This is a genomic window from Klebsiella sp. K5-204 (assembly GCF_030128585.1).
In the GTDB taxonomy this organism is placed as follows: domain Bacteria; phylum Pseudomonadota; class Gammaproteobacteria; order Enterobacterales; family Enterobacteriaceae; genus Klebsiella; species Klebsiella quasipneumoniae.
Genome location: NZ_JAKUZS010000002.1, coordinates 382,142 through 406,388, shown reverse-complemented (window position 1 = coordinate 406,388; position 24,247 = coordinate 382,142). Strand labels below are relative to the sequence as shown.

The 24,247-nt window shown below is 56.9% G+C and carries 19 protein-coding genes, 2 tRNA genes and 3 other RNA genes; 13 read left to right on the top strand and 11 right to left on the bottom strand.

Annotated elements, in window-relative coordinates; translation table 11 throughout:
- The first annotated feature begins 19 nt into the window (after nt 1–19).
- Nucleotides 20–2,695: a bifunctional acetaldehyde-CoA/alcohol dehydrogenase gene (gene adhE, locus MKR05_RS07395; protein ID WP_023290125.1), complete on the top strand. Its 2,676-nt coding sequence runs from the start codon at nt 20–22 to the stop codon at nt 2,693–2,695.
- 146 nt (nt 2,696–2,841) lie between these two features.
- On the opposite strand, the gene tdk is transcribed toward adhE, so the two are convergent.
- Nucleotides 2,842–3,459: a thymidine kinase gene (gene tdk, locus MKR05_RS07390; RefSeq protein ID WP_032429180.1), complete on the bottom strand. Its 618-nt coding sequence runs from the start codon at nt 3,457–3,459 to the stop codon at nt 2,842–2,844.
- Between the two features lie 7 nt (nt 3,460–3,466).
- Between tdk and MKR05_RS26965 the strand changes: the two genes are divergently transcribed.
- A complete protein-coding gene (locus MKR05_RS26965) occupies nt 3,467–3,598 on the top strand; it encodes a hypothetical protein (RefSeq protein WP_032428897.1) in 132 nt (43 codons plus the stop codon).
- 422 nt (nt 3,599–4,020) lie between these two features.
- Nucleotides 4,021–4,428: a histone-like nucleoid-structuring protein H-NS gene (hns, locus tag MKR05_RS07380; RefSeq protein WP_002910103.1), complete on the top strand. Its 408-nt coding sequence runs from the start codon at nt 4,021–4,023 to the stop codon at nt 4,426–4,428.
- 122 nt (nt 4,429–4,550) lie between these two features.
- Here the strand turns inward: hns and galU are convergent, their stop codons facing one another.
- The 3 genes from galU to rssA all read right to left on the bottom strand — a co-directional run bounded on the left by galU (nt 4,551) and on the right by rssA (nt 7,656).
- The gene (galU, locus tag MKR05_RS07375; RefSeq protein ID WP_048297758.1) at nt 4,551–5,453 is read right to left on the bottom strand and encodes a UTP--glucose-1-phosphate uridylyltransferase GalU; all 903 of its coding nucleotides are present in this window, start codon (nt 5,451–5,453) and stop codon (nt 4,551–4,553) included.
- Between the two features lie 197 nt (nt 5,454–5,650).
- Nucleotides 5,651–6,664, bottom strand: a complete 1,014-nt coding sequence (gene rssB / locus MKR05_RS07370; protein ID WP_032453277.1) for a two-component system response regulator RssB — start codon at nt 6,662–6,664, stop codon at nt 5,651–5,653.
- Nucleotides 6,665–6,753: 89 nt separating this feature from the next.
- Nucleotides 6,754–7,656: a patatin-like phospholipase RssA gene (rssA, locus tag MKR05_RS07365; RefSeq protein WP_004203175.1), complete on the bottom strand. Its 903-nt coding sequence runs from the start codon at nt 7,654–7,656 to the stop codon at nt 6,754–6,756.
- Nucleotides 7,657–7,768: 112 nt separating this feature from the next.
- On the opposite strand from rssA, the gene MKR05_RS07360 reads away from it, so the two are divergent.
- The 7 genes from MKR05_RS07360 (at nt 7,769) to MKR05_RS07330 (ending at nt 10,020) form a co-directional block, all read left to right on the top strand.
- Nucleotides 7,769–8,227, top strand: coding sequence for a YchJ family protein (locus tag MKR05_RS07360; RefSeq protein WP_032428898.1), 459 nt, complete (start codon nt 7,769–7,771; stop codon nt 8,225–8,227).
- A gap of 42 nt (nt 8,228–8,269) precedes the next feature.
- The gene (purU, locus tag MKR05_RS07355; RefSeq protein ID WP_004203178.1) at nt 8,270–9,112 is read left to right on the top strand and encodes a formyltetrahydrofolate deformylase; all 843 of its coding nucleotides are present in this window, start codon (nt 8,270–8,272) and stop codon (nt 9,110–9,112) included.
- Between the two features lie 159 nt (nt 9,113–9,271).
- Nucleotides 9,272–9,356, top strand: a tRNA-Tyr gene (locus tag MKR05_RS07350).
- A gap of 39 nt (nt 9,357–9,395) precedes the next feature.
- A tRNA-Tyr gene (locus tag MKR05_RS07345) sits at nt 9,396–9,480 on the top strand.
- Nucleotides 9,481–9,524: 44 nt separating this feature from the next.
- Nucleotides 9,525–9,656, top strand: a non-coding RNA gene (locus MKR05_RS07340) — RtT sRNA.
- Nucleotides 9,657–9,699: 43 nt separating this feature from the next.
- Nucleotides 9,700–9,831: non-coding RNA, RtT sRNA (locus MKR05_RS07335), on the top strand.
- A 69-nt stretch (nt 9,832–9,900) separates the two neighbouring features.
- A non-coding RNA gene (locus tag MKR05_RS07330) (RtT sRNA) lies at nt 9,901–10,020 on the top strand.
- A 116-nt stretch (nt 10,021–10,136) separates the two neighbouring features.
- Here MKR05_RS07330 and MKR05_RS07325 read toward each other — a convergent pair.
- Nucleotides 10,137–10,580, bottom strand: a complete 444-nt coding sequence (locus MKR05_RS07325; protein WP_023290130.1) for an Lrp/AsnC family transcriptional regulator — start codon at nt 10,578–10,580, stop codon at nt 10,137–10,139.
- Nucleotides 10,581–10,687: 107 nt separating this feature from the next.
- On the opposite strand from MKR05_RS07325, the gene MKR05_RS07320 reads away from it, so the two are divergent.
- Entirely contained in the window at nt 10,688–11,584 is an 897-nt protein-coding gene (locus MKR05_RS07320; RefSeq protein WP_048297759.1) for a DMT family transporter, read from the top strand.
- Here the strand turns inward: MKR05_RS07320 and narI are convergent.
- From narI to MKR05_RS07295, 5 genes are all read right to left on the bottom strand, one after another.
- Nucleotides 11,581–12,258, bottom strand: coding sequence for a respiratory nitrate reductase subunit gamma (gene narI / locus MKR05_RS07315; protein ID WP_002910189.1), 678 nt, complete (start codon nt 12,256–12,258; stop codon nt 11,581–11,583). The two genes, MKR05_RS07320 and narI, sit on opposite strands and share 4 nt — an antisense overlap.
- On the bottom strand, nt 12,258–12,968 hold the full coding sequence (narJ, locus tag MKR05_RS07310) for a nitrate reductase molybdenum cofactor assembly chaperone (protein WP_048297760.1): 711 nt from the start codon (nt 12,966–12,968) through the stop codon (nt 12,258–12,260). Before narJ ends, narI begins: the two co-directional genes overlap by 1 nt.
- Nucleotides 12,965–14,500, bottom strand: coding sequence for a nitrate reductase subunit beta (narH, locus tag MKR05_RS07305; protein ID WP_023290133.1), 1,536 nt, complete (start codon nt 14,498–14,500; stop codon nt 12,965–12,967). The genes narJ and narH overlap by 4 nt, the downstream gene beginning before the upstream one ends.
- Nucleotides 14,497–18,240, bottom strand: a complete 3,744-nt coding sequence (locus tag MKR05_RS07300) for a nitrate reductase subunit alpha (RefSeq protein ID WP_023290134.1) — start codon at nt 18,238–18,240, stop codon at nt 14,497–14,499. Before MKR05_RS07300 ends, narH begins: the two co-directional genes overlap by 4 nt.
- Nucleotides 18,241–18,645: 405 nt before the next feature.
- On the bottom strand, nt 18,646–20,034 hold the full coding sequence (locus tag MKR05_RS07295) for a NarK family nitrate/nitrite MFS transporter (protein WP_023290135.1): 1,389 nt from the start codon (nt 20,032–20,034) through the stop codon (nt 18,646–18,648).
- A 311-nt stretch (nt 20,035–20,345) separates the two neighbouring features.
- Between MKR05_RS07295 and narX the strand changes: the two genes are divergently transcribed.
- Complete coding sequence (gene narX / locus MKR05_RS07290) at nt 20,346–22,124, top strand: nitrate/nitrite two-component system sensor histidine kinase NarX (protein ID WP_048297761.1); 1,779 nt, start codon at nt 20,346–20,348, stop codon at nt 22,122–22,124.
- 10 nt (nt 22,125–22,134) lie between these two features.
- Nucleotides 22,135–22,785: a two-component system response regulator NarL gene (narL, locus tag MKR05_RS07285; protein WP_002910198.1), complete on the top strand. Its 651-nt coding sequence runs from the start codon at nt 22,135–22,137 to the stop codon at nt 22,783–22,785.
- Here the strand turns inward: narL and MKR05_RS07280 are convergent.
- The gene (locus MKR05_RS07280) at nt 22,782–24,164 is read right to left on the bottom strand and encodes a YchO/YchP family invasin (RefSeq protein WP_131095996.1); all 1,383 of its coding nucleotides are present in this window, start codon (nt 24,162–24,164) and stop codon (nt 22,782–22,784) included. The two genes, narL and MKR05_RS07280, sit on opposite strands and share 4 nt — an antisense overlap.
- Between the last annotated feature and the right edge of the window lie 83 nt (nt 24,165–24,247).

Genomic DNA, 24,247 nt, shown 5'->3' with positions numbered 1-24,247 from the left:
ACATTATCAGGAGAGCATTATGGCTGTTACTAATATCGCTGAACTGAACGCGCTTGTTGAGCGTGTCAAGAAAGCCCAGCGTGAATATGCCAGTTTCACTCAAGAACAAGTCGACAAAATCTTCCGCGCCGCCGCGCTGGCCGCTGCAGATGCTCGAATCCCTCTCGCCAAAATGGCCGTTGCCGAATCCGGCATGGGCATCGTTGAAGACAAAGTGATCAAAAACCACTTCGCTTCCGAATACATTTACAACGCTTATAAAGACGAAAAAACCTGTGGCGTCCTGTCAGAAGACGACACCTTTGGTACCATCACTATCGCTGAACCTATCGGCATCATCTGCGGTATCGTACCGACCACTAACCCGACTTCAACAGCCATCTTCAAATCGCTCATCAGCCTGAAGACGCGTAACGCCATCATTTTCTCTCCGCACCCGCGTGCTAAAGAAGCCACCAACAAAGCGGCTGACATCGTCCTGCAGGCTGCCATCGCTGCCGGCGCGCCGAAAGACCTGATTGGCTGGATCGATCAGCCGTCTGTTGAGCTGTCTAACGCCCTGATGCACCACCCGGACATCAACCTGATCCTTGCGACCGGTGGTCCAGGCATGGTGAAAGCAGCATACAGCTCCGGTAAACCTGCTATCGGCGTAGGTGCCGGTAACACCCCGGTGGTGATTGATGAAACGGCTGACATCAAACGCGCCGTTGCTTCCGTTCTGATGTCTAAAACCTTCGATAACGGCGTTATCTGTGCTTCTGAGCAGTCCGTTGTGGTGGTTGATTCCGTTTATGACGCGGTTCGCGAACGTTTCGCCAGCCACGGCGGCTACCTGCTGCAGGGTAAAGAGCTGAAAGCCGTTCAGGACATTATCCTGAAAAATGGCGCGCTGAACGCCGCTATCGTTGGTCAGCCTGCGGCGAAAATCGCTGAACTGGCAGGCTTCACCGTACCGGCCACGACTAAAATTCTGATTGGCGAAGTCACCGACGTTGACGAAAGCGAGCCGTTTGCTCACGAAAAACTGTCTCCGACGCTGGCGATGTACCGTGCGAAAGATTTCGAAGACGCCGTGACCAAAGCTGAAAAACTGGTCGCCATGGGCGGTATCGGTCATACCTCTTGCCTGTACACCGACCAGGATAACCAGCCGGCTCGCGTGGCTTACTTCGGCCAGATGATGAAAACTGCGCGTATCCTGATCAACACCCCGGCTTCTCAGGGTGGTATCGGTGACCTGTACAACTTCAAACTCGCTCCTTCCCTGACTCTGGGTTGTGGTTCCTGGGGTGGTAACTCCATCTCTGAAAACGTTGGTCCGAAACACCTGATCAACAAGAAAACCGTTGCTAAGCGAGCTGAAAACATGTTGTGGCACAAACTTCCGAAATCTATCTACTTCCGTCGTGGCTCCCTGCCTATCGCACTGGATGAAGTGATTACTGATGGTCACAAACGCGCGCTGATCGTGACTGACCGCTTCCTGTTCAACAACGGCTATGCCGATCAGATCACCTCCGTACTGAAAGCTGCGGGTGTTGAAACTGAAGTCTTCTTCGAAGTTGAAGCTGACCCGACGCTGACCATCGTACGTAAAGGCGCCGACCTGGCGAACTCCTTTAAACCAGACGTGATCATCGCGCTGGGCGGCGGTTCCCCGATGGATGCGGCAAAAATCATGTGGGTCATGTACGAACATCCGGAAACCCACTTCGAAGAACTGGCGCTGCGCTTTATGGACATCCGTAAACGTATCTACAAGTTCCCGAAAATGGGCGTTAAAGCCAAGATGGTGGCGATCACTACCACCTCCGGTACCGGTTCTGAAGTTACGCCGTTCGCCGTTGTGACCGATGATGCGACAGGTCAGAAATATCCGCTGGCAGACTACGCGCTGACCCCGGATATGGCCATCGTCGATGCCAACCTGGTGATGGATATGCCGAAATCGCTGTGTGCGTTCGGTGGTCTGGATGCCGTGACCCACGCCCTGGAAGCTTACGTTTCCGTGCTGGCTTCTGAGTTCTCTGACGGCCAGGCTCTGCAGGCGCTGAAACTGCTGAAAGAGTACCTGCCGGCTTCCTACCACGAAGGTTCCAAGAACCCGGTTGCCCGCGAGCGCGTACACAGTGCCGCCACCATCGCCGGTATCGCGTTTGCTAACGCCTTCCTCGGCGTGTGTCACTCCATGGCGCACAAACTGGGTTCCCAGTTCCATATTCCGCACGGTCTGGCCAACGCGCTGCTGATCTGCAACGTTATCCGCTACAACGCGAATGACAACCCGACCAAGCAGACTGCGTTCAGCCAGTACGACCGTCCGCAGGCTCGCCGTCGCTACGCTGAAATCGCCGATCACCTGGGTCTCTCCGCACCGGGCGACCGTACCGCAGCGAAAATCGAGAAGCTGCTGGCATGGCTGGAAAGCGTGAAAGCTGAGCTGGGTATTCCGAAATCTATCCGCGAAGCTGGCGTTCAGGAAGCTGACTTCCTGGCCCACGTTGATAAGCTGTCCGAAGATGCATTCGATGACCAGTGCACCGGCGCTAACCCGCGCTACCCGCTGATCTCCGAGCTGAAACAGATCCTGCTGGATACCTACTACGGTCGCGAGTTCGTCGAAGGTGAAGCAGCCGCGAAAGCCGAAGCAGCTCCGGTGAAAGCTGAGAAAAAAGCGAAAAAATCCGCTTAATCGACAAGCATAGACGTTCTGCAAGCCCCGTCATCTGACGGGGCTTTTTTTTGCCCACCGACAGCCAAGCTTTAACGCCTGCTGGCCCAATGGAGCGCAGGCAATAAAAAGGCGCCCACAGGCGCCTGGACGAGCTTCTGCGCGTATTAGCTGGGGCGGTGCTGGTTTTGTACCTGAGTTAACGAGCCGACGCTCAGCGCCTCTTTATAATGCTTACGACAAACTGACACGTACCGCTCATTGCCGCCGATGACGACCTGCTCGCCCTCGTTGTAAGGACGCCCCTCCTGATCGAGGCGCAGCACCATACTGGCCTTCCGGCCGCAGAAACAGATGGTTTTCAGCTCCACCAGCTTATCTGACCAGGCCAGTAAATACTGGCTGCCGGTAAAGAGCTCACCGCGAAAGTCTGTCCGCAAGCCATAGCAAAGCACAGGAATATCCAGCGTATCGACAACTTCAGACAGCTCATGAACCTGCTCGCGCGTCAGAAACTGGCTTTCATCCACCAGCACGCAGTGAATCGGCTTTAGCTTGTGCTCTGCGGCAATATCGTTAAATAGCGACGTCTGTGGATTATACAATCGGGCCGGCGAGGAGAGACCGATACGCGAGCTGACTTTTCCGGCGCCAAAGCGGTCATCAATCTCAGCGGTATAAACGACGGTACGCATCCCCCGCTCCTGGTAATTGTACGAAGATTGCAACAGAGCGGTCGACTTACCTGCATTCATTGCAGAGTAGTAGAAATAAAGTTGTGCCATCGGCTGCGTGACCCCAATCAAAGTGTTTTATCGCGGCGGCGATTGTACCATATTTTATGCGTACAGCCGCCCATTCGGCAGGGGTATTGTATCGCAGCTGAAGAGCCTGCAAAGCCAAAGGATTAAGAGGATGAATTGAATTTTCAGGGCCATTATTTGTACGCCTCGTTACGCTACTGGCGGGGTAACCATTGTCTTTTCGTGCTTATAGGGCGGTTACCTATGGGGCTATAAGCGGCGCCGCGCGTTGTTTTATATTAAGCCTCATAACCAAAAATGCGCTAATACTGACAAGGGTTATTTACCCATGTAAAGGATAATTTTTCTCACCGAACCTCAGAAAAAGCATACCGTCTCAGTGTTTTAGCTTACCTTCTGCTCATCGCTATAAGGATGAAAGATGTGAAGCGGCACGGGAATTTTAACTTAAATTAATTAATTCTCGCGACAAATAACCAGTAATTTTGAATTCCTTACATTCCCCCCTATTGCACAACGCATTTTATCGCTCTATTATTAGTTCAACAAACCACCCCACAATATAAGTTTGAGATTACTACAATGAGCGAAGCACTTAAAATTTTGAACAACATCCGTACTCTTCGTGCGCAGGCAAGAGAATGCACCCTGGAAACGCTCGAAGAAATGCTGGAAAAATTAGAAGTCGTTGTTAACGAGCGCCGTGAAGAAGAAAACGCCGCCGCGGCAGAAATTGAAGAACGTACGCGTAAGCTGCAGCAATACCGTGAAATGCTGATCGCTGACGGTATTGATCCGAATGAACTGCTGAGCACCATGGCAGCCGTTAAAGCCGGTACCAAAACCAAGCGTGCTGCACGTCCGGCTAAATACAGCTATGTCGACGAAAACGGCGAAACAAAAACCTGGACCGGCCAGGGCCGTACCCCGGCGGTGATCAAAAAAGCAATGGATGAGCAAGGTAAATCACTGGACGATTTCCTGATCTAATCTCCGTTGTTACGATATAAAAAATCCCGCTGCGGCGGGATTTTTTTTGCCCCTGGGGCCGATATAAAAAACCGGGAGCGCATCTGCGACTCCCGGTTTTGTGCTTTCAGCAGCGCTGCGGATTACTTCGCAACCGCGGTTTCCAGCCAGGTTTTAAAATCGTCACCCAGCGTTTTGTGGCGAATACCATATTCGACGAACGCCTGCATGTAGCCAAGCTTATTACCGCAGTCATGGCTCTTGCCTTTCATATGATAAGCTTCGACCGTCTCTTTTTCGATCAGCATATCAATCGCGTCAGTCAGCTGAATTTCATCACCGGCACCCGGAGGAGTCTTCGCCAGCAGCGGCCAGATATCGGCGCTGAGGACATAGCGCCCCACCACCGCCAGGTTGGACGGCGCAACGTCAGCTTTTGGCTTCTCGACCACGCCAACCATCGGCACGCTTTCTCCCGGCTTGAGAGATTCACCTTTGCAGTCAACGACACCGTAAGCGGTCACGTCGTCGACAGGCTCAACCATAATCTGGCTGGCGCCGGTCTCATCGAAACGAGAGATCATCTCTGCGAGGTTATCGCGGCTCAGATCGGATTCATATTCATCCAGAATAACGTCTGGCAGAATAACTGCGACCGGCTCATCACCCACCACCGGATGGGCGCAAAGCACCGCGTGTCCCAGACCTTTTGCCAGGCCCTGACGAACTTGCATAATGGTTACGTGCGGCGGACAAATAGACTGCACTTCTTCCAGCAGCTGGCGTTTCACACGTTTTTCCAGCATCGCTTCCAGCTCAAAACTGGTATCGAAATGGTTTTCGATAGAGTTTTTGGACGAGTGCGTTACCAGAACAATTTCAGTAATTCCTGCAGCGATACATTCATTAACAACGTACTGAATTAACGGCTTATCTACCAGCGGCAGCATTTCTTTTGGAATCGCTTTGGTGGCCGGCAGCATCCTGGTGCCTAATCCCGCAACCGGGATAACCGCTTTTCTGACTTTAGAATTAAGGGCAGCCATTGAAATCTCCTGGACTGTTTGTTTTTTAAACTTCTCGTTACAAATAACGTGTCGAGTATATCAGTCAACCGCGTATTCACTGGTCTGAAAAGCTTCCGATAGCCTCGAATTAGGACTTTTACGCATAAAACTGCTCGATGTTACCACCGCTAAAGGACAACGGGTAATCCCGTCTGCTTAGATATAAACGCAATTGCTCACTCCGCAGACAACATTAAGCGTAAACGGCCTCCCGCCCCCCAAATTTGGCACTGCCATGAGGTACAGCGTTGACTAATTTGATTAAGGTAAGCATCACCCAGGGTGCCCAAAGGAACGCCATTGCTAATCTGAATTTGATGCTCACCGGTATTCAGCGTGCCATTAAGTCCCGCCGACACCAGAATTAAATTTTTCAGTCCGCTGTGGTAATACCCCACTAACAAAGGAAACTGGCCGGGAAGGTTTGCCTGACGCAGGAGCTGATTCACCTGTTTTAGCAGACTCCCCATTTCTGGTAGCCGTTGTCCCTGATGCGCCAGCTGCTCCTGTAGCAAGCCATTGAACAACGCGCGCAATAATAAAGCGGCCAGGACGCCATTATCTCCTGCCCGTGTGACATCCAGACAATAGAAGGCCAAATCATTGTCCGAGAGCGGGGCGATATCGAGTACCAGACCGGGTTTATCCGCCGACACCAGCTGGCGATAATGAATGCGGCAGTGCGACATTTCCTGCTGCACCGGCGGCTGTAATTCCTGCAGTAATCGTGAAGCCGCAGTGGGATTACTGACCAGCGCGTCCCAGTCCTCAAATAAACGCTCTTCCTCTTCCACCCGTGAACTGAACATCGCAGGATAGAGGCAGGCATAAACGGTTTCGCGCAGGCGATCGAAATCTTTTACTGGCTTTAACAACACGTCCTGAACGCCAAGCCGCAACGCTTTGGCTATATCGGCCATGTTTTCGGTAGCGGAAATCATCAGGATCGGTAGCTGCTCGCCGCGATTACGCAACGTCTCCACCAGCTCCAGACCGTTCATTCTCGGCATCGAAATGTCGCAAATCATCAGGTCCGGATGCACCTCCGTCATTTTATGCAGGGCATCCTTGCCATCTTCCGCCTGGAAGGTTGTTGCTCCCAGCGAGGTCAGCCATCCATGCAAGAGTGAGCGGAAAACGGGTTCGTCTTCAACTATCAGAATCTGTTTTCCCGCCAATGGCTGCGTCATGATATCTCCCCTGGCTGACGATAATTCAATAGTGGCACGCTATTCTCACTATCGCCTGTCAGAATTTGCTTAAGTCAGGTACTCGTGCGTCAAATCGCGGTACGCACTAAGGGTAATAATTCATCCATTTTCTTTTCTACCGCCAACTGCCCTGCGGTAATCGCCTCGCCGGCGCGATGGAAATCAAGCGTCGAGACTTGCGGACAGTACGGTTGCAACAGGATATCCGGCGGGTCACCCGCCATACGATTGCGTTTAAGACGGTTCTCCAGGACCTGGATAGAGGTGGTCATGATCTCCATCGCCGTCGGCGTCACGGCCGTACGGCGGGAACTCATTTGCGTCAAGCGTGCGCGCAGACGAGTATGCCATGGCCCCTCCTTCGCTTCGGCTTCCCGCCGCGGCGTTTCGAGGGAGAATAAATCCTGCTGCATAAGGTGGGCATCATGTTGCAAATCCACGGCAATCACGATATCCGCCCCCATTGCCCGCGTAAGCGATACGGGAACCGGATTGACCACCGCGCCATCAACCAGCCAGTAACCGTTATGCCTGACCGGCGACATTAACCCCGGCATACTGCAGGAGGCTCGAATCGCTAAGTGCAGATCGCCTTCGGTAAACCACAGCTCCCGGCCAGTGCTTAAATTTGTCGCGACGGCGGCAAATCGCCGTTCGCAGTGTTCGATATCGGTCACGGGCATGATGCGGCGATAATGATTGAACACCTTTTCACCCCGCAGTAGTCCACCGCGGCGCCAGGAGAGGTCCATCAGTTTCAGAACGTCCCAGTTACTGAAAGAGCAGACCCAGGACTCAAGGGCCGGGAGTCGGTTACAGGCATACGCCGCCCCTACCAGCGAACCGATAGAGCAACCGGCCACGATATCAATCTCAATGCCGGCCTGCTGGAGGGCGTTGATGACGCCAATATGCGACCATCCGCGGGCGGCGCCCGCACCTAACGCCAGACCAATTTTAAGCTTTCTCATTAGTACTGATAACTATCCTTCCACTCTGAGCGTGGCAACATTGTCACGGCTCAGTTAACATAAAGCCCTTTGGCGTAGAAGCGCCGTTACTCTTTCTTCCATGGAGGCAGTTTTGTCGCAATTATGCCCCTGTGGCAGCGCACTGGAGTATAGCTCATGTTGCCAGCGATATCTGTCCGGCGCTGAGCTTGCACCAGGCCCGTCACAGCTTATGCGCTCCCGTTACAGCGCGTTCGTCATGAAAGATGCCGACTATCTGATCAAAACCTGGCATCCGTCCTGTCAGGCGCAGCAGTTTCGCGCCGAACTGGAGAAAGGCTTTGCCCACACCGAATGGCTGGGCTTAACCCTGTTCGCCAGCGATGATGGACGAGCCGCCAATGAAGGCTTTGTCAGCTTTATCGCCCGCTTTAATGACAATAACCGCCCGGGCGCCATTATTGAACGTTCCAGATTCTTAAAAGAAAATGGACAGTGGTACTATATCGACGGGACACGGCCGCTGATTGGCCGTAACGACCCCTGCCCTTGCGGTTCAGGTAAAAAATTTAAAAAATGCTGCGGCCAGTAACGCTACCGCAGCGCTTGCAAACACTACAGGATTTTCCTCGCGATGCATTCATTACAACGTAAAGTACTACGCACTATTTGCCCTGATCAGAAAGGCCTCATCGCGCGTATCACCAATATCTGCTACAAGCACGAACTTAACATTGTGCAGAACAACGAATTTGTTGACCACCGTACCGGTCGTTTCTTTATGCGCACCGAACTGGAAGGCATCTTCAACGACGCTATTCTGCTGGCCGATCTGGACAGCGCCCTGCCGGAAGGCTCGATTCGTGAACTCAATCCGGCAGGCCGCCGCCGGGTAGTGATTCTGGTGACGAAAGAGGCGCACTGCCTCGGCGATCTGCTGATGAAAGCCAACTACGGCGGGCTGGATGTCGACATTGCCGCGGTTATTGGCAACCATGACACCCTGCGCCCGCTGGTGGAACGTTTTGGCATCCCGTTTGAACTGGTCAGCCATGAAGGGCTGAGCCGCGAAGAGCACGACAAGCAGATGGGCGACGCGATTGCCGCCCACGAACCGGATTACGTGGTGCTGGCCAAGTATATGCGCGTTCTTACGCCGGAATTTGTCGCTCGTTTCCCGAACAAGATCATTAATATTCACCACTCGTTCCTGCCGGCGTTTATCGGCGCGCGTCCGTATCATCAGGCCTATGAGCGCGGCGTGAAGATCATCGGCGCCACCGCCCACTACGTGAATGATAACCTGGACGAAGGTCCCATCATTATGCAGGACGTCATTCACGTCGATCATACTTATACTGCAGAAGATATGATGCGTGCCGGGCGCGATGTCGAAAAAAACGTATTGAGCCGGGCGCTGTATCAGGTCCTGGCGCAGCGCGTCTTCGTCTACGGTAACCGGACGATTATTCTTTAATCGACTGAGAAATGAATTGGTTAGCTTTCCGGCGTTACGGGTAAAAATCAGGCAACCAGTTTATTTTTGTCAAAGGAATGCTTTACAGGGGCGCATCATTTGGTATGATGCGCCCCGCTTCCCGAGAAGGAAGCAGGCCAGTACTAAGCATTACCCCGTGGTGGGGTTCCCGAGCGGCCAAAGGGAGCAGACTGTAAATCTGCCGTCATCGACTTCGAAGGTTCGAATCCTTCCCCCACCACCATTCACTTTGCTGAATAGCCTACAATTTGATTTTACCCCTGGTGGGGTTCCCGAGCGGCCAAAGGGAGCAGACTGTAAATCTGCCGTCATCGACTTCGAAGGTTCGAATCCTTCCCCCACCACCATCTTCTTAAAAAACTTCCCAATTCGACTACTCGACGATCTTTTATATTCTGCCCTACGGGGAAGGATGAGAAGCTTCGACTAAGGTTCGACTCGAGCGTAGCGAGAGAACGTTGCCGCAGGCAACGGCCCGAAGGGCGAGGCGCTTTAGCGCCGAGTCATCCTTCCCCCACCACCATCTCTTCATGTATTACCCAACTTACTTCACTTGCGATACTCTATATTCTGCCCCACGGGGAAGGATGAGAAGCTTCGACTAAGGTTCGACTCGAGCGTAGCGAGAGAACGTTGCCGCAAGCAACGGCCCGAAGGGCGAGGCGCTTTAGCGCCGAGTCATCCTTCCCCCACTACTGTTGCACTCTCTTCAGCCACCTGTGCTGCTATCTCCTCGCTCGCGCTTCGCTTAGCGAGGCTACATGCTATATTCTCCCCTACGGGGGAGGATGAGAAGTTTCGACCAAGGTTCGACTCGAGCCGTTGCCGCAGGCAACGGCCCGAAGGGCGAGGCGCGTTAGCGCCGAGTCATCCTTCCCCCACCATTCTCGCGCTCTCTGCAACCACCTGTACTGCTACCTCCTCGCTCGCGCTTCGCTTAGCGAGGCTACAGATGGTGCCGTTTGGCAGCCCGGACTGGTGCGCCTCACTGCCTCCGGGAAACTCACAGCGGGGGCAGTCGTCTCTTCACCGGCGAACTCTTCACTACCGAGGTATTGCACTGAGCAAATTCAGCCAGGCCGTCAAGCAGCGTATCCAGTTGGGCAATATCACGCACCACCAGTCGCATCACGAAACAATCCTCTCCGGTCACTTTGTCACTTTCGATGCACTCCGGCATCGCCTGGATATATTTATCCACCTTCTGCAGCAGACCAGGCAGCGGCCGGACCCGCACCAGCGCCTGCAGGCTGTAGCCCAGCGCGGCGAGATTCACCCGCGCCCCATAGCCCTGGATCACCCCCCGCTCCTCCAGGCGCTTCACCCGCTCGGCGGTGCTCGGCGAGGTCAGCCCCACCCGCGCGCTCAATACCTTCAACGAGACTCTGGCGTCCTGAGTCAGGCAAGCGAGGATCGCCCGGTCAATTTCATCAAGTAAGTCATTCATGGTTTTTACCTAATTATGAAAGGAATTTCCCCCTGCTTACCTTAATTCAGCCATGTCAGGCTGTCAGGATTTTTCGCACAATAATGGAAAACTTCTGGAGGTGAAATATGCAACTTACCCGCGGCGTCTGGCAAATGAGCCTGGCGATGATAATTTCTGGCTCGATCGGCGCGTTCGTGCTGCTCTCTGGTTTGCCGGTAATTGATGTGGTGTTCTGGCGCTGCCTGATTGGCGCGCTCACCCTGCTGCTGTTTATCGTTCTCAGCCGCCAACCCTTCAGTCGTCTCACGCGCTTCACCCTCGCCCTCGCGGTGCTTGGCGGCATTGCGCTGGTCATCAACTGGCTGCTGCTTTTTGCCGCCTACTCGCGTATTTCAATTGGCATGGCCACGGTGGTCTACAACACCCAGCCGTTTATGCTGGTACTGATGGGCATGGTGCTAGGGGAGCGAGTCAGCGCCGTAAAATGGGGATGGTTACTGCTGGCCTTCGGCGGCGTGGTGATCCTGCTGTCAAGCGAGCTTGCCCCGGCGCACGGCGATAGTCTCGCGACCGGCGTTTTGCTGGCATTAGGCGCAGCATTTTTCTATGCTCTGACCGCCATTATCGCCCGCAAACTGCATCCGCTCCCTGCTCAGCATATCGCCTTTATTCAGGTGCTGGTCGGCGTCGTGATGCTGCTGCCGCTGGTGCAAATGCCCGAGTTTTCTGCCAGCTTTCCCTGGCGCTATCTGCTGATCCTCGGCGTCGTCCATACCGGGATCATGTATCAGCTTTTATATAGCGCGATACAGAAGCTGCCAACGCCCATTACCGGTTCACTCTCCTTTATTTATCCACTGGTGGCGATGGGGGGCGACTATCTGGTCTTCCACCATGCGTTAACCCCTGTGCAGTGGTGCGGCGGGATGCTGATTCTGTTTGCCGCCGCGGGGAATAACCTCGGCTGGGGCGAAAAAAAACCCCGCCAGAGCGGGGTCAGTCAGCAGTCGCGGGCCAGTTAGCGACGGGCGCGAACAATCTGGTATTTGCGCGTCAGGTACTCTACCGGCGCGCTCCAGATATGAACCAGACGGGAGAACGGGAACAGCAGGAACAGGGTCATACCCAGCACCAGGTGGACGCGGAAGATAAACGCCACGCCATCCAGGTGCTGCGACGCACCGCCGTGGAAGGTGACCACCGACTGCGCCCAGCCGACCAGCTTCATCATTTCGCTGCCGTCCATATGCTGGGCTGAGAACGGGATCGTCAGCAGGCCCAACGCACACTGCACCATCAGCAGGGAGAGGATCAGAATATCCGCGCCGGTGGTGGTGGCGCGAACGCGCGGGCTGAGCAGACGACGCTTGAGCAGCAGTAAACCGCCCACCAGGGTCATCACGCCGCAGGCGCCGCCGGCGATCATCGCCATCTTCTGCTTGACGTCGATCGGCAGGAAGGATTCATACATCCAGTGCGGCGTCAGCATGCCGAGGAAGTGGCCGGCGAAAATGCCGAGGATGCCGATATGAAACAGGTTCGACGCCAGATTCATCCCTTTACGGTCCAGCATCTGGCTGGAGGCCGCGCGCCAGGTGTACTGACCGTAGTCATAGCGTAGCCAGCTGCCGATCAGAAACACCGAGCCCGCAATGTACGGATAAATGTCAAAGAAGAACATATTCAGGAAGTGCATTATTGCTGTCCTCCGTTAGAGATATTCAGATATTGCGGGGCCACGGCTCCGGCAAAACGACGCTGGTGAGCGGAAATCTCCGACTCGCCGCAGCCCTGGTCGGCAAAGAATTTAACCTGTTCTTCTTCCCAGACTGCGTCCAGCGCCTGCGGCGTATCGTCGCGGGCTTCGTCGGCAATCTTCTCCGCCACTTTCTGGCTGTCGACCTGAGTGTTGGCCAGCTTCAGCAGCAGCTCGAACAGCACCGCATAGCGGCTCTCGCGCTGCTGCAGGCGCGCGCTGAGCAGGCCGAGGATCGGCGCGACGTCCCGCAGGCCGCCAAGCGCGTCCTCTTCCGGCAGCTGCGCCAGATACTCCAGATACAGCGGCAGATGATCCGGCAGCTCATGGCTATCGAGCAGCAGACCGTGGCGCTCATACTGCGCCATCAGGTCAACCATCGCCTGGCCGCGATCGCGGGATTCGCCGTGCACGTGTTCAAACAGCAGCAGCGAGGTGGCCCGGCCGCGGTCAAACAGTTCGCTGTAGGCCGCCTGGGCATCCAGCGGATCCTGAGCCAGCAGATCGCGCAGAAAAACGCCCAGCGCGTGAGCATCTTCTTTGCCGAGTTTCTCCGATGACGCGAGCGCCTCGAACATCTCCTGCTGATGCTGCCATAAGGCAGCGTCAGGGTATTCGAGCAAACGCGACACAATCACAAGTTCAATCATGCGTGCGGCTCCGTTTTGCTGGTCACGTCGATGGCGTCGATGCGACGGCTGTTGAACAGGTTGAACTGGCTGTCAGAGCCGTGGCAGCCGTCGCCAAAGCTAAAGCCGCAGCCATTTTTCTCCGGAAACGCTTCCCGCGCCTGTTCCCGATGGCTGCTCGGCACCACGAAACGATCTTCGTAGTTGGCGATCGCCAGGTAGCGGTACATCTCCTGAGCCTGCGCTTCGCTTAAGCCCACCTCTTCCAGCGCGCGGGTATCGACAACGCCGTCAACGGTTTCCGCCCGCTTATAGTGACGCATCGCCAGCATCCGCTTCAGGGCCAACAGGACCGGTTGGGTATCGCCGGCGGTCAGCAGGTTCGCCAGATACTGCACCGGAATACGCAGGCTTTCCACGTCCGGCAGGATCCCGTTGCTGCCCAGTTCGCCGGCATCGGCGGCGGACTGAATCGGCGACAGCGGCGGCACGTACCAAACCATCGGCAGGGTGCGATATTCCGGGTGCAGCGGCAGGGCCAGCTTCCAGTCCATCGCCATTTTCCAGACCGGCGACTGCTGCGCGGCTTCAATCACGCCCTGCGGTACGCCATCTTTCAGCGCCTGCTCAATCACTTTCGGGTCGTTCGGATCGAGGAACACGTCCAGTTGACGCTGATAGAGATCTTTCTCGTTCTCGGTGCTGGCGGCATTTTCGATCGCGTCCGCGTCATACAGCAGGACGCCGAGGTAGCGGATTCGGCCCACGCAGGTTTCGGAGCATACCGTCGGCATTCCGGATTCAATACGCGGGTAGCAGAAGATGCACTTCTCAGATTTCCCGCTCTTCCAGTTGAAGTAGATCTTCTTGTACGGGCAGCCGGTGATGCACATCCGCCAGCCGCGGCACTTGTCCTGGTCGATCAGCACGATGCCGTCTTCTTCACGCTTATAGATGGCGCCGCTCGGGCAGGTTGCGACGCACGCCGGATTCAGGCAGTGCTCGCACAGGCGCGGCAGATACATCATGAAGGTGTTCTCGAACTGGCCGTACATCGCCTTCTGCATGTTGTCGAAGTTCTGGTCTTTGGCGCGCTTTTCAAACTCGCCGCCGAGGATCTCTTCCCAGTTCGGACCGCTGGTGATCTTGTCCATCCGCTGGCCGGTGATCAGCGAGCGCGGACGGGCGATCGGCTGGTGTTTACTCTCCGGGGCGTTATGCAGGTTCTGGTAGTCGTAATCGAACGGCTCGTAGTAATCATCAATGCCCGGCAGATGCGGGTTCGCGAAGATTTTACCTAACAGCATCGCGCGGTTGCCCATGCGCGGCTGCAGCTTGCCGTTGATTTTGCGGATCCAGCCGCCCTTCCATTTCTCCTGGTTTTCCCAGTCGTTCGGAAAACCGACGCCAGGCTTACTCTCCACGTTATTGAACCAGGCGTACTCCATCCCTTCCCGGCTGGTCCAGACGTTTTTACAGGTTACCGAGCAGGTGTGGCAGCCGATGCATTTATCGAGATTCAGCACCATGCCGACTTGTGAACGAATTTTCATTTTACGCTCTCCTGTACCTGGTCATTGCCTTCGCCGTCTAACCAGTTAATGTTCTTCATCTTACGTACCACCACAAACTCATCGCGGTTGGAGCCGACGGTGCCGTAGTAGTTAAAGCCATAGGCCAGATGGCCATAGCCGCCGATCATATGGGTCGGTTTCGGCGTAATACGGGTAACCGAGTTATGGATCCCGCCGCGCTGGCCGGTGACTTCAGAGCCAGGCAGGTTCACGATGCGTTCCTGCGCGTGGTACATCATGGTCATCCCGGCCGGCACGCGCTGGCTCACCACCGCGCGCGCCGTCAGGGCGCCGTTGGCGTTGAACACTTCGATCCAGTCGTTATCTTCGATACCCAGATCTTTCGCATCCGCCTCGCTCATCCAGACGATCGGACCGCCGCGTGACAGGGTCAGCATCAGCAGGTTATCGCTGTAGGTCGAGTGGATACCCCATTTCTGGTGCGGCGTCAGGAAGTTCAGCGCCTTCTCCGGGTTGCCGTTGGACTTCTCGCCCATCACCGCTTTCACCGAGCGGGTGTCAATCGGCGGACGATAAACCAGCAGGCTCTCGCCAAAGTCGCGCATCCACTGGTGATCCTGATACAGCGACTGACGACCGGACAGGGTACGCCATGGGATCAGCTCGTGAACGTTGGTGTATCCGGCGTTATAGGAGACGTGTTCGTCTTCCAGCCCGGACCAGGTCGGGCTGGAGATGATTTTCCGCGGCTGCGCCTGAATATCGCGGAAACGGATCTTCTCGTCTTCTTTGTTCAGCGCCAGGTGCGCGTGTTCGCGGCCGGTGATTTCGCTCAGCGCTTTCCACGCCTTCACCGCCACCTGACCGTTCGTTTCCGGCGCCAGGGTGAGGATCATCTCCGCGGCGTCGATGGCCGTTTCCAGCTTCGGCTGACCTTTCGCCGGGCCTTCGGCCTTGGTGTAGTTGAGCTTACGCAGCAGGTCCATTTCGCTCTGGGTATTCCAGGCGATGCCTTTCCCGCCGTTGCCGATGGTTTCCAGCAGCGGGCCAATGGAGGTGAAGCGCTCATAAGTCGCCGGGTAATCACGCTCGACCGGAATAATATGCGGGGCGGTTTTCCCCGGAATCAGGTCACATTCGCCCTTCTTCCAGTCTTTGACGTCCAGCGGCTGCGCCATTTCCGCGGCGGAATCATGCTGGATCGGCAGCGTAACGACGTCGGTTTCTTTACCGAGGTGGCCCACGCACACTTCAGAGAATTTCTTCGCGATACCTTTGTAGATATCCCAGTCGCTCTTCGATTCCCAGGCCGGGTCAACGGCCGCCGACAGCGGATGAATAAACGGATGCATATCCGAGGTATTCATGTCGTCTTTTTCGTACCAGGTGGCGGTCGGCAGCACGATATCGGAGTAGAGACAGGTGCTCGACAGACGGAAGTCGAGGGTCACCACCAGGTCCAGTTTGCCGTCGAGGCCGTTATCGCGCCATTCGACTTCTTCCGGCTTCACGCCGCCCTGCTTGCCAAGGTCTTTACCCTGAATGCCGTTCTCCGTACCCAGCAGGTACTTGAGCATGTACTCATGACCTTTACCGGAGGAGCCCAGCAGGTTGGAACGCCAGATAAACAGGTTACGCGGATGGTTTTTTCCGTTTTCCGGCTGCTCTGCCGCAAAGCGAATCGATCCCTCCTTCAGAGATTTGACGGTGTAATCCACCGGCGTCATGCCCGCTTTTTTCGCCTCATCGGCGATGCGCAGCGGGTTTACGCCCAGCTGCGGCGCCGACGGCAGCCAGCCCATCCGCTCGGCGCGGACGTTGAAGTCGATCAGATGGCCGCTGTAGCGGGATTTATCCGCCATCGGCGAGAGCAGCTCCTGCGCGGTCACGCTTTCATAGCGCCACTGGCTGGAGTGGTTATAGAAGTACGAGGTGCTGTTCATATGACGTGCCGGGCGTTGCCAGTCAAGGGCGAACGCCAGCGGCTGCCAGCCGGTCTGCGGACGCAGTTTTTCCTGGCCCACATAGTGCGCCCAACCGCCGCCGCTCTGGCCGACGCAACCGCAGAAGATCAGCATGTTGATCAGACCGCGGTAGTTCATGTCGAGGTGGAACCAGTGGTTGAGACCCGCCCCGACGATAATCATCGACCGACCATGGGTTTTATCGGCGTTATCGGCAAACTCGCGGGCGGTACGGATAATATGCGCGCGGGAGACGCCGGTAATTTTCTCCGCCCAGGCCGGAGTGTAGGCTTTCACTTCATCATAGCTGGCGGCGCAGTTGTCATCGTTCAGACCGCGCTCCAGGCCATAGTTGGCCATGGTCAGGTCGTACACGGTGGTCACCAGGGCGGTGGAGCCGTCGGCCAGCTGCAGGCGTTTAACCGGCAGTTTGTGCAGCAGAATGTTTTCCAGCGCGACTTTGTTGAAGTGTTCAGAACCTTCGCCGCCGAAGTACGGGAAGCCGACGTCCGCGACCTCGTCATGGCTGCCCAGCAGGCTCAGACGCAGCTCAATCTCTTCGCCGGTTTTACCGTCGCGCTGTTCGAGGTTCCATTTGCCTTTGTCGCCCCAGCGGAATCCGAGGGAACCGTTCGGCACGGTCAGATCGCCCTTCTCATCAAAGGCGACGGTTTTCCATTCCGGATTCTTCTCCTGACCAAGGGAATCCACGAGGTCGGACGCGCGCAGCGTGCGGCCGGCGGCGTAATAGCCGTCGCGCTCCTCAAGCATCACCAGCATCGGCATGTCGGTGTAGCGACGCACGTAATCGGTGAAGTACTGGCTCGGTTTATCAAGATGGAACTCACGCAGCATCACGTGGCCCATCGCCAGCGCCATCGCGGCATCGGTACCCTGCTTCGGCGCCAGCCACAGATCGCAGAGCTTGGCGATTTCGGCGTAGTCCGGGGTGATGGCGACAGTTTTGGTCCCTTTATAGCGAACTTCGGTAAAGAAGTGCGCATCCGGGGTACGGGTCTGCGGCACGTTGGAGCCCCAGGCGATGATATAGCTGGAGTTGTACCAGTCGGCGGATTCCGGCACGTCGGTCTGCTCGCCCCAGGTCATCGGCGAGGCCGGCGGCAGGTCGCAGTACCAGTCGTAGAAGCTCAGGCAGGTACCGCCGATCAGCGACAGGTAACGAGCGCCGGAGGCGTAGGAGACCATCGACATCGCCGGGATCGGCGAGAAGCCGGCCACGCGATCCGGACCGTAAGTTTTCACGGTATAAACGTTGGAGGCGGCAATCAGCTCATTCACTTCCTGCCAGGAGGAGCGGACAAACCCGCCGCGACCGCGAGCCTGCTTGAAGCTTTTCGCTTTGTCGGCGTCTTCGATAATCGAGGCCCATGCCTCAACCGGATCGCTATGCTGGACCTTCGCTTCCCGCCACATCTTCATCAGGCGTTTGCGCATCAGCGGGTATTTCAGGCGGTTCGCGCTGTACAGATACCAGGAGTAGCTGGCGCCGCGCGGGCAGCCGCGTGGTTCGTGGTTTGGCAGGTCCGGACGGGTGCGCGGATAGTCCGTTTGCTGGGTTTCCCAGGTCACCAGTCCGTTTTTGACATAAATCTTCCAGCTGCATGAACCGGTGCAGTTGACACCGTGAGTGGAACGCACAATTTTGTCATGCTGCCAACGTTGACGGTATCCATCCTCCCAGTCCCGGTTGGTGTTTAGAAGCTGGCCGTGCCCATCGGCAAAGGTTTCACCCTTCTGTTTGAAGTAGCGAAACCGGTCCAGGAATTTACTCATCGGGTTTCTCCTGATATGGAGCCTGACGGCTCTCTGATAAATCGACATTGCTGGATTTGCAGCGAAGGTAACGCTATGAAAGCGGACGGGAATTGATAGCGATCAATACGGACTGGCTTGTTATCGCGGCGGAAATTGGCATTTACCACCAAGGTGGTAGTAATCTCGATTTTTTAACTGCATGTTTTTTAATGGTTTTTATCGAAAAATGGGTCACCAGGCGCGGAATTGTTCACCAGGGAGGTATTAAGGGGTAGAGCAGTGACGCTGGTAAGCCGTCCCTTCCCAGCTCAGTGGCCAATACGCATACAATCACCCATTAGTATGTTGTAACTAAATAGGCCGGTAAAAAAAGGCGCCTCCTTCGGGAGTACGCCTTTACGAAGCAACATCGACGATGGCGAATTACTGACGCTTACGGCCGTATACCGCCCAGGTGATGATCACGCAGGCGATATAGAAGATCAGGAAGACTTTCATCGCGCCGGCCGGCGAGCCGGTCAGATCCAGCGAGATACCGAACGCCTTCGGAATAAAGAAGCCGCCGATGGCACCAATGGCGGAGATAAAGCCCAGCGCCGCCGCGGTATCGGTCGCCGCCTCGCGCATCGCCTGGGCTTCGCTGCCGCCCTGGGCCTTCACCCGGTCCATGGTCAGCTTACGGAAGATCACGGAGATCATCTGGAAGGTGGAAGCGCTCCCCAGCCCGGCGGTCAGGAACAGCACCATAAACACCGCGAAGAAGGCGATGAAGTTACCGCCCTGGCCGTTGGTCGGCAGGGTCAGGAACAGCAGCGCACAGAAGACAGCCATCACCACAAAGTTGACCAGCGTCACGCGGGTACCGCCGAGACGGTCGGAGATCGCCCCGCCCATCGAACGCGCCAGCGCGCCAATAAACGGACCGAAGAAGGCGTAGTGCAGGATCTGCACGTCCGGGAACTGGGTCTTTGACAGCATGGCGAAACCGGCGGAGAAACCGATAAAGGAGCCAAAGGTCGCCAGATAGAGCAGCGCCATGATCCACAGGTGCAGGCGTTTGAGCACCGGCAGCTGTTCGCTCAGCGAGGCTTTAGAAGCGGACAGGTCGTTCATAAAGAACCACGCCGCCAGGGTGAAAATAATCAGGAAAGGTACCCAGATCCATGCGGCGTTTTCCAGATACAGCATTGAGCCGTCCGGCTGCTCGCTGCCGGTCCCGCCAAAAATGGCAAACACCGAGACCGACACCACCAGCGGCGCGACCAGCTGCATCACGCTGACGCCCATATTACCAAGGCCGCCGTTGACGCCCAGCGCCCCGCCCTGCTTCGCTTTCGGGAAGAAGAAGCTGATATTGGCCATACTGGAGGCGAAGTTGGCCCCGGCGAAGCCGCACAGCAGAGAGATGATCACGAAGACGCTAAACGGCGTGGAGGTATCCTGGACCGCAAAGCCCAGCCACACGCACGGCACAATCATGATCCCGGTACTGAACGCCGTCCAGCGGCGGCCGCCGAACAGCGGTACCATGAAAGCGTAAGGCACGCGCAACAAGGCGCCTGACAGCGCCGGCAGCGCGGTCAGCATAAACAGCTGATCGGTCGTAAACTGAAAGCCCACTTTGTTGAGGTTAACGGCAACGGCGCTGAACAACATCCACACGCAGAACGCCAGTAACAGACAGGGAACGGAGATCCATAAATTGCGGCTCGCCACATGGTGGCCGCGCTGTTGCCAGAATTCAGGATCTTCAGGCCGCCAGTCGGTAATGACCGAGCGGTTAGCCTTCTCCGGGAGGGAAGATTGACTCATAGATACCTCTGATTATTCATTTTTCCTGCCGCTACCTTAGGGGTTGCCCCGGGCGGTAAGTTGATATAAATCAAAGGAAAAGCGCGCGCTAATTTGTGCGAAAATAAACCATGCTCCGAAGTGAGTAGAGAATGGTGGGAAAAAAAGTGTGGTTTTTCACACGGCTGCCGGGATGCGTCTAACCCCTCTCCCAACGGCGCCTACCACCGACAATTAAGGAGTAACTCTTTGTGGGTATGGGTATACTCCAGGGGATAGCCGAGAATAAGCGCCACTCCCGGGGACACGACCGGTCAGGAGCCACGCATTCCATGTTAAAACGTCTTTTTACCCCGCTGACGCTGGTCAATCAACTGGCGTTGATCGTCCTGCTTGCCACCCTTACTGGCGTCGCCGGTATGGCGATCTCCGCGCGCCTGGTCAACGGCGTGCAGGGCAGCGCGCACGCCATTAACAAAGCCGGGTCATTACGCATGCAGAGCTACCGGCTGCTGGCGGCGATCCCGCTGAATGAACACGACCAAAAGCTGGTCGATGATATGACCGCCACCGTCTTCAGTCCGGAGCTGCAAAACTCCGCCCGCCGCGACGGGCAGGAGCGCCAGCTGCAGGCCCTGCAGCAGTACTGGCAGCTGGCGCTGGCTCCCGGCATGCAGCGCGCGGTCAACCAGGCGGAGGTCGCCCAGGATGTCGCCGACTTTGTCGATCGTATCGACCAGTTGGTCACCGCATTCGACCATACCACCGAGCAGCGTATCGAACGGGTGGTCTGGATCCATCGCCTCCTCGCCATCGGCATGGCGCTGCTGCTGATCTTCACCATCATCTGGCTACGCGCCCGCCTGCTGCGGCCATGGAAACAGCTGCTGAGCATGGCGCGAGCGGTGAGCCAGCGTGATTTCACCCAGCGGGCGCACATCAGCGGACGCAACGAAATGGCGACCCTCGGCATGGCCCTAAATAACATGTCGGAAGAGCTGGCGGAAAGCTACGCCGTGCTGGAGCGCCGGGTGCAGGAGAAGACCGCCGGGCTGGAACAGAAGAACGAGATCCTCGCCTTCTTATGGCAGGCCAACCGCCGGCTGCACGCCAACGCCCCGCTCTGTGAACGCATTTCGCCGGTGCTGAACGGCCTGCAGGGTCTGACGCTGCTGCGCGATATCGAGGTGCGGGTCTACGATCTGGAAGATGAAGACAACCATCAGGAGTTTACCTGCCACTCGGATAATGAATGTGACGACATGGGCTGCTACCTCTGCCCACGCAACCTGCCGCCGCTGCCGGATGGCGGAACGACGCTGAAGTGGCGGCTGTCGGATGCGCATAATCAGTACGGCATCCTGCTGGCGACGCTGCCGGTTGGCCGTCATCTCAGCCACGATCAGCAGCAGCTGGTGGATACTGTGGTTGAACAACTGACCAGCACCCTGGCGCTGGACCGCCATCAGGAGAAACAGCAGCAGCTGATCGTTATGGAAGAGCGGGCCACTATCGCCCGCGAGCTGCATGACTCCATCGCCCAGTCGCTATCCTGTATGAAGATGCAGGTCAGCTGCCTGCAGATGCAGGGCGACGCCTTGCCGGCGGAGAGCCGTCAGCTGCTGGGGCAGATACGTAACGAGCTGAATACCTCCTGGGCCCAGCTGCGTGAGCTGTTGACCACCTTCCGCCTGCAGCTGACCGAGCCGGGCCTGCGCCCGGCGCTGGAGGCCAGCTGTCAGGAGTACAGCGCCCACTTCGGCTTTACGGTGCAGCTTGATTATCAGCTCCCGCCGCGCTTTGTGCCGTCGCATCAGGCCATTCACCTGCTGCAGATCGCCCGCGAAGCGTTAAGCAATGCCCTGAAGCATGCCTGCGCGACCCAAGTCACCGTGACGGTGTCACAACGCGATAATCAGGTCCGTCTGGTGGTGGCGGATAACGGCCGCGGCGTGCCGGACCACGCCGAGCGGAGTAACCATTACGGTTTAATCATTATGCGGGATCGCGCGCAAAGTCTGCGCGGCGACTGTCAGGTTCGGCGCCGGGAAACCGGCGGGACCGAAGTGATCGTCACGTTTATCCCGGAAAAAACGTTTTCCATCCAATAAGGAGACCCCCATGAGTCAACAGGAACGGGCAACCATCCTTCTCATTGACGACCATCCGATGCTGCGCACCGGCGTGAAACAACTGATCAGCATGGCGCCGGACATCCAGGTGATTGGCGAAGCCAGCAATGGCGCGCAAGGTATCGAGCTGGCGGAGTCGCTGGATCCGGACCTGATCCTGCTGGACCTCAATATGCCGGGCATGAACGGTCTGGAAACGCTGGACAAACTGCGTGAGAAATCGCTGTCTGGCCGGGTGGTGGTCTTCAGCGTCTCTAACCATGAAGAGGACGTTGTTACCGCCCTCAAGCGCGGTGCCGATGGCTATCTGCTGAAAGACATGGAGCCGGAAGATCTGCTGAAAGCGCTGCAGCAGGCCGCCGCCGGCGAGATGGTATTAAGCGAAGCGTTAACCCCGGTGCTGGCCGCCAGCCTGCGCGCCAACCGCGCCACCTCCGATCGCGACATCAGCCAGCTGACCCCGCGCGAGCGCGACATCCTCAAGCTGATCGCCCAGGGGCTGCCGAACAAAATGATCGCCCGCCGGCTGGATATCACCGAAAGCACCGTCAAAGTGCACGTCAAGCACATGCTGAAGAAAATGAAGCTCAAATCCCGGGTGGAAGCCGCGGTATGGGTCCACCAGGAGCGAATTTTTTAAGGCGAGTCCGTCCACGAGACGCCAGGCGCGGTGAACTTGATCAGCGGCTCGGTCAGCGTCAGGACGATCTCATTGGAGGAGACGCGCTGCCCCTGTTTATCCTCTACCACCACCGACAGGCGCCAGCGGTTCGCGGCGCCCGGTTCACTGTTCCACACCGGCATAATCACGCTCCAGCCATCGGGGCTGCTGGCATCCACCGGCGGCGTCAGGCTGAGTGCCTGGGTGTCGCCCTGCCAGTGCAGCGACTTGATGCCGTGCAGACTATGGCTCTGCAGCTTCAGCTGCACCGTCTCCCCGGACTGTAGATCCCAGGGCGGCGTGGCCAGGTAGACCGTCAGATTTTTGCGCTGCCGATACTCCACGACCGGCAGATTATCCCGCTCCGGGCTGTCGAAGCGGCTGCCGCGCAGCGAGTTGCTGAACGCCACCTCGTCCGCCGCCAGCTGCTGCTTGAGCGGCACGCCAAAGCGGTAGTTGAGCTTCAGGCCAACGTTGTTCTGGCTGACGCCATTTTCCCCTTGCTTATGCTTGGCGGTTACGGTGACCAGCGGGACCGGGGTATAATTGAGCCCGACGGAGACGGCCACCGGGTTATGGTAGCCTGTGCCGGTGTGAAACAGATCGACGCTGTCGCCGAAGTACTGTTCGACGCTGACGCTGGTGTTGATGTGCTCATAAAACGGCAGCCGCGCCTGGGCGGTAACGTCATACCCCGCGGCCATCCGCTGCTCCTGAGTTTGATTCTCCCGCAGCTGCCAGTCGCCCAGCGGATGATAGTAGTTCGCCGACAGGCGGAGATATTCCCCCCACGCCTCGGCGCCGACGCTGCCGCGGGCCAGACTTTCGCTCAGCACCTTGTCATAAAACGAGTTATAGCCCAGCAGCCAGCCGCCGACCCGCCAGCGCTGGCCAAGCCCAATGTTGCCCACCAGATCGTTCTCGCGCCGGGTCACCGAATACTGGTTCCACGTCAGGTAGCGCTCGTTATCCTGCAATGGCACGAACCAGCTCCCTTTACTGCCGGTGAACTTCCCCTCTTTATCGACCAGCAGGTCGACATTGGCGTTGCCCCACGGCGAGAGCCAGCTCTCCAGCTGGTGGCTCACTTCATTGCCGAGTTTGTTGATGGCGAACATCTGCGCCTGCTCTCCCGCCGTCAATCCGTTATCGCTCATGCTGGCCTCGCCGAATTTCTTCGCCACTTCGGCAAAGTGTCTGGCGTCGTCATCGACCTGCGGGGCGATCCCCAAATCGGGCAAGGGATCTTCTCCCTGGGGCATAAGAGCGGTGTCGCTGGCGGTCAGCGCCCAGACGGGAGCGCCCGGCAGCAGCAGGAGAAAGATCAGGGATGGCAGCAAACGGTACGACACAGGCATCAACAGGTTTGGCGCGGGCTCGCAGAAAAAATTGGAAGATAGTTTTAGTTTATCGTTTTTTCCCTTCTCCCGCAGCCCTGCGG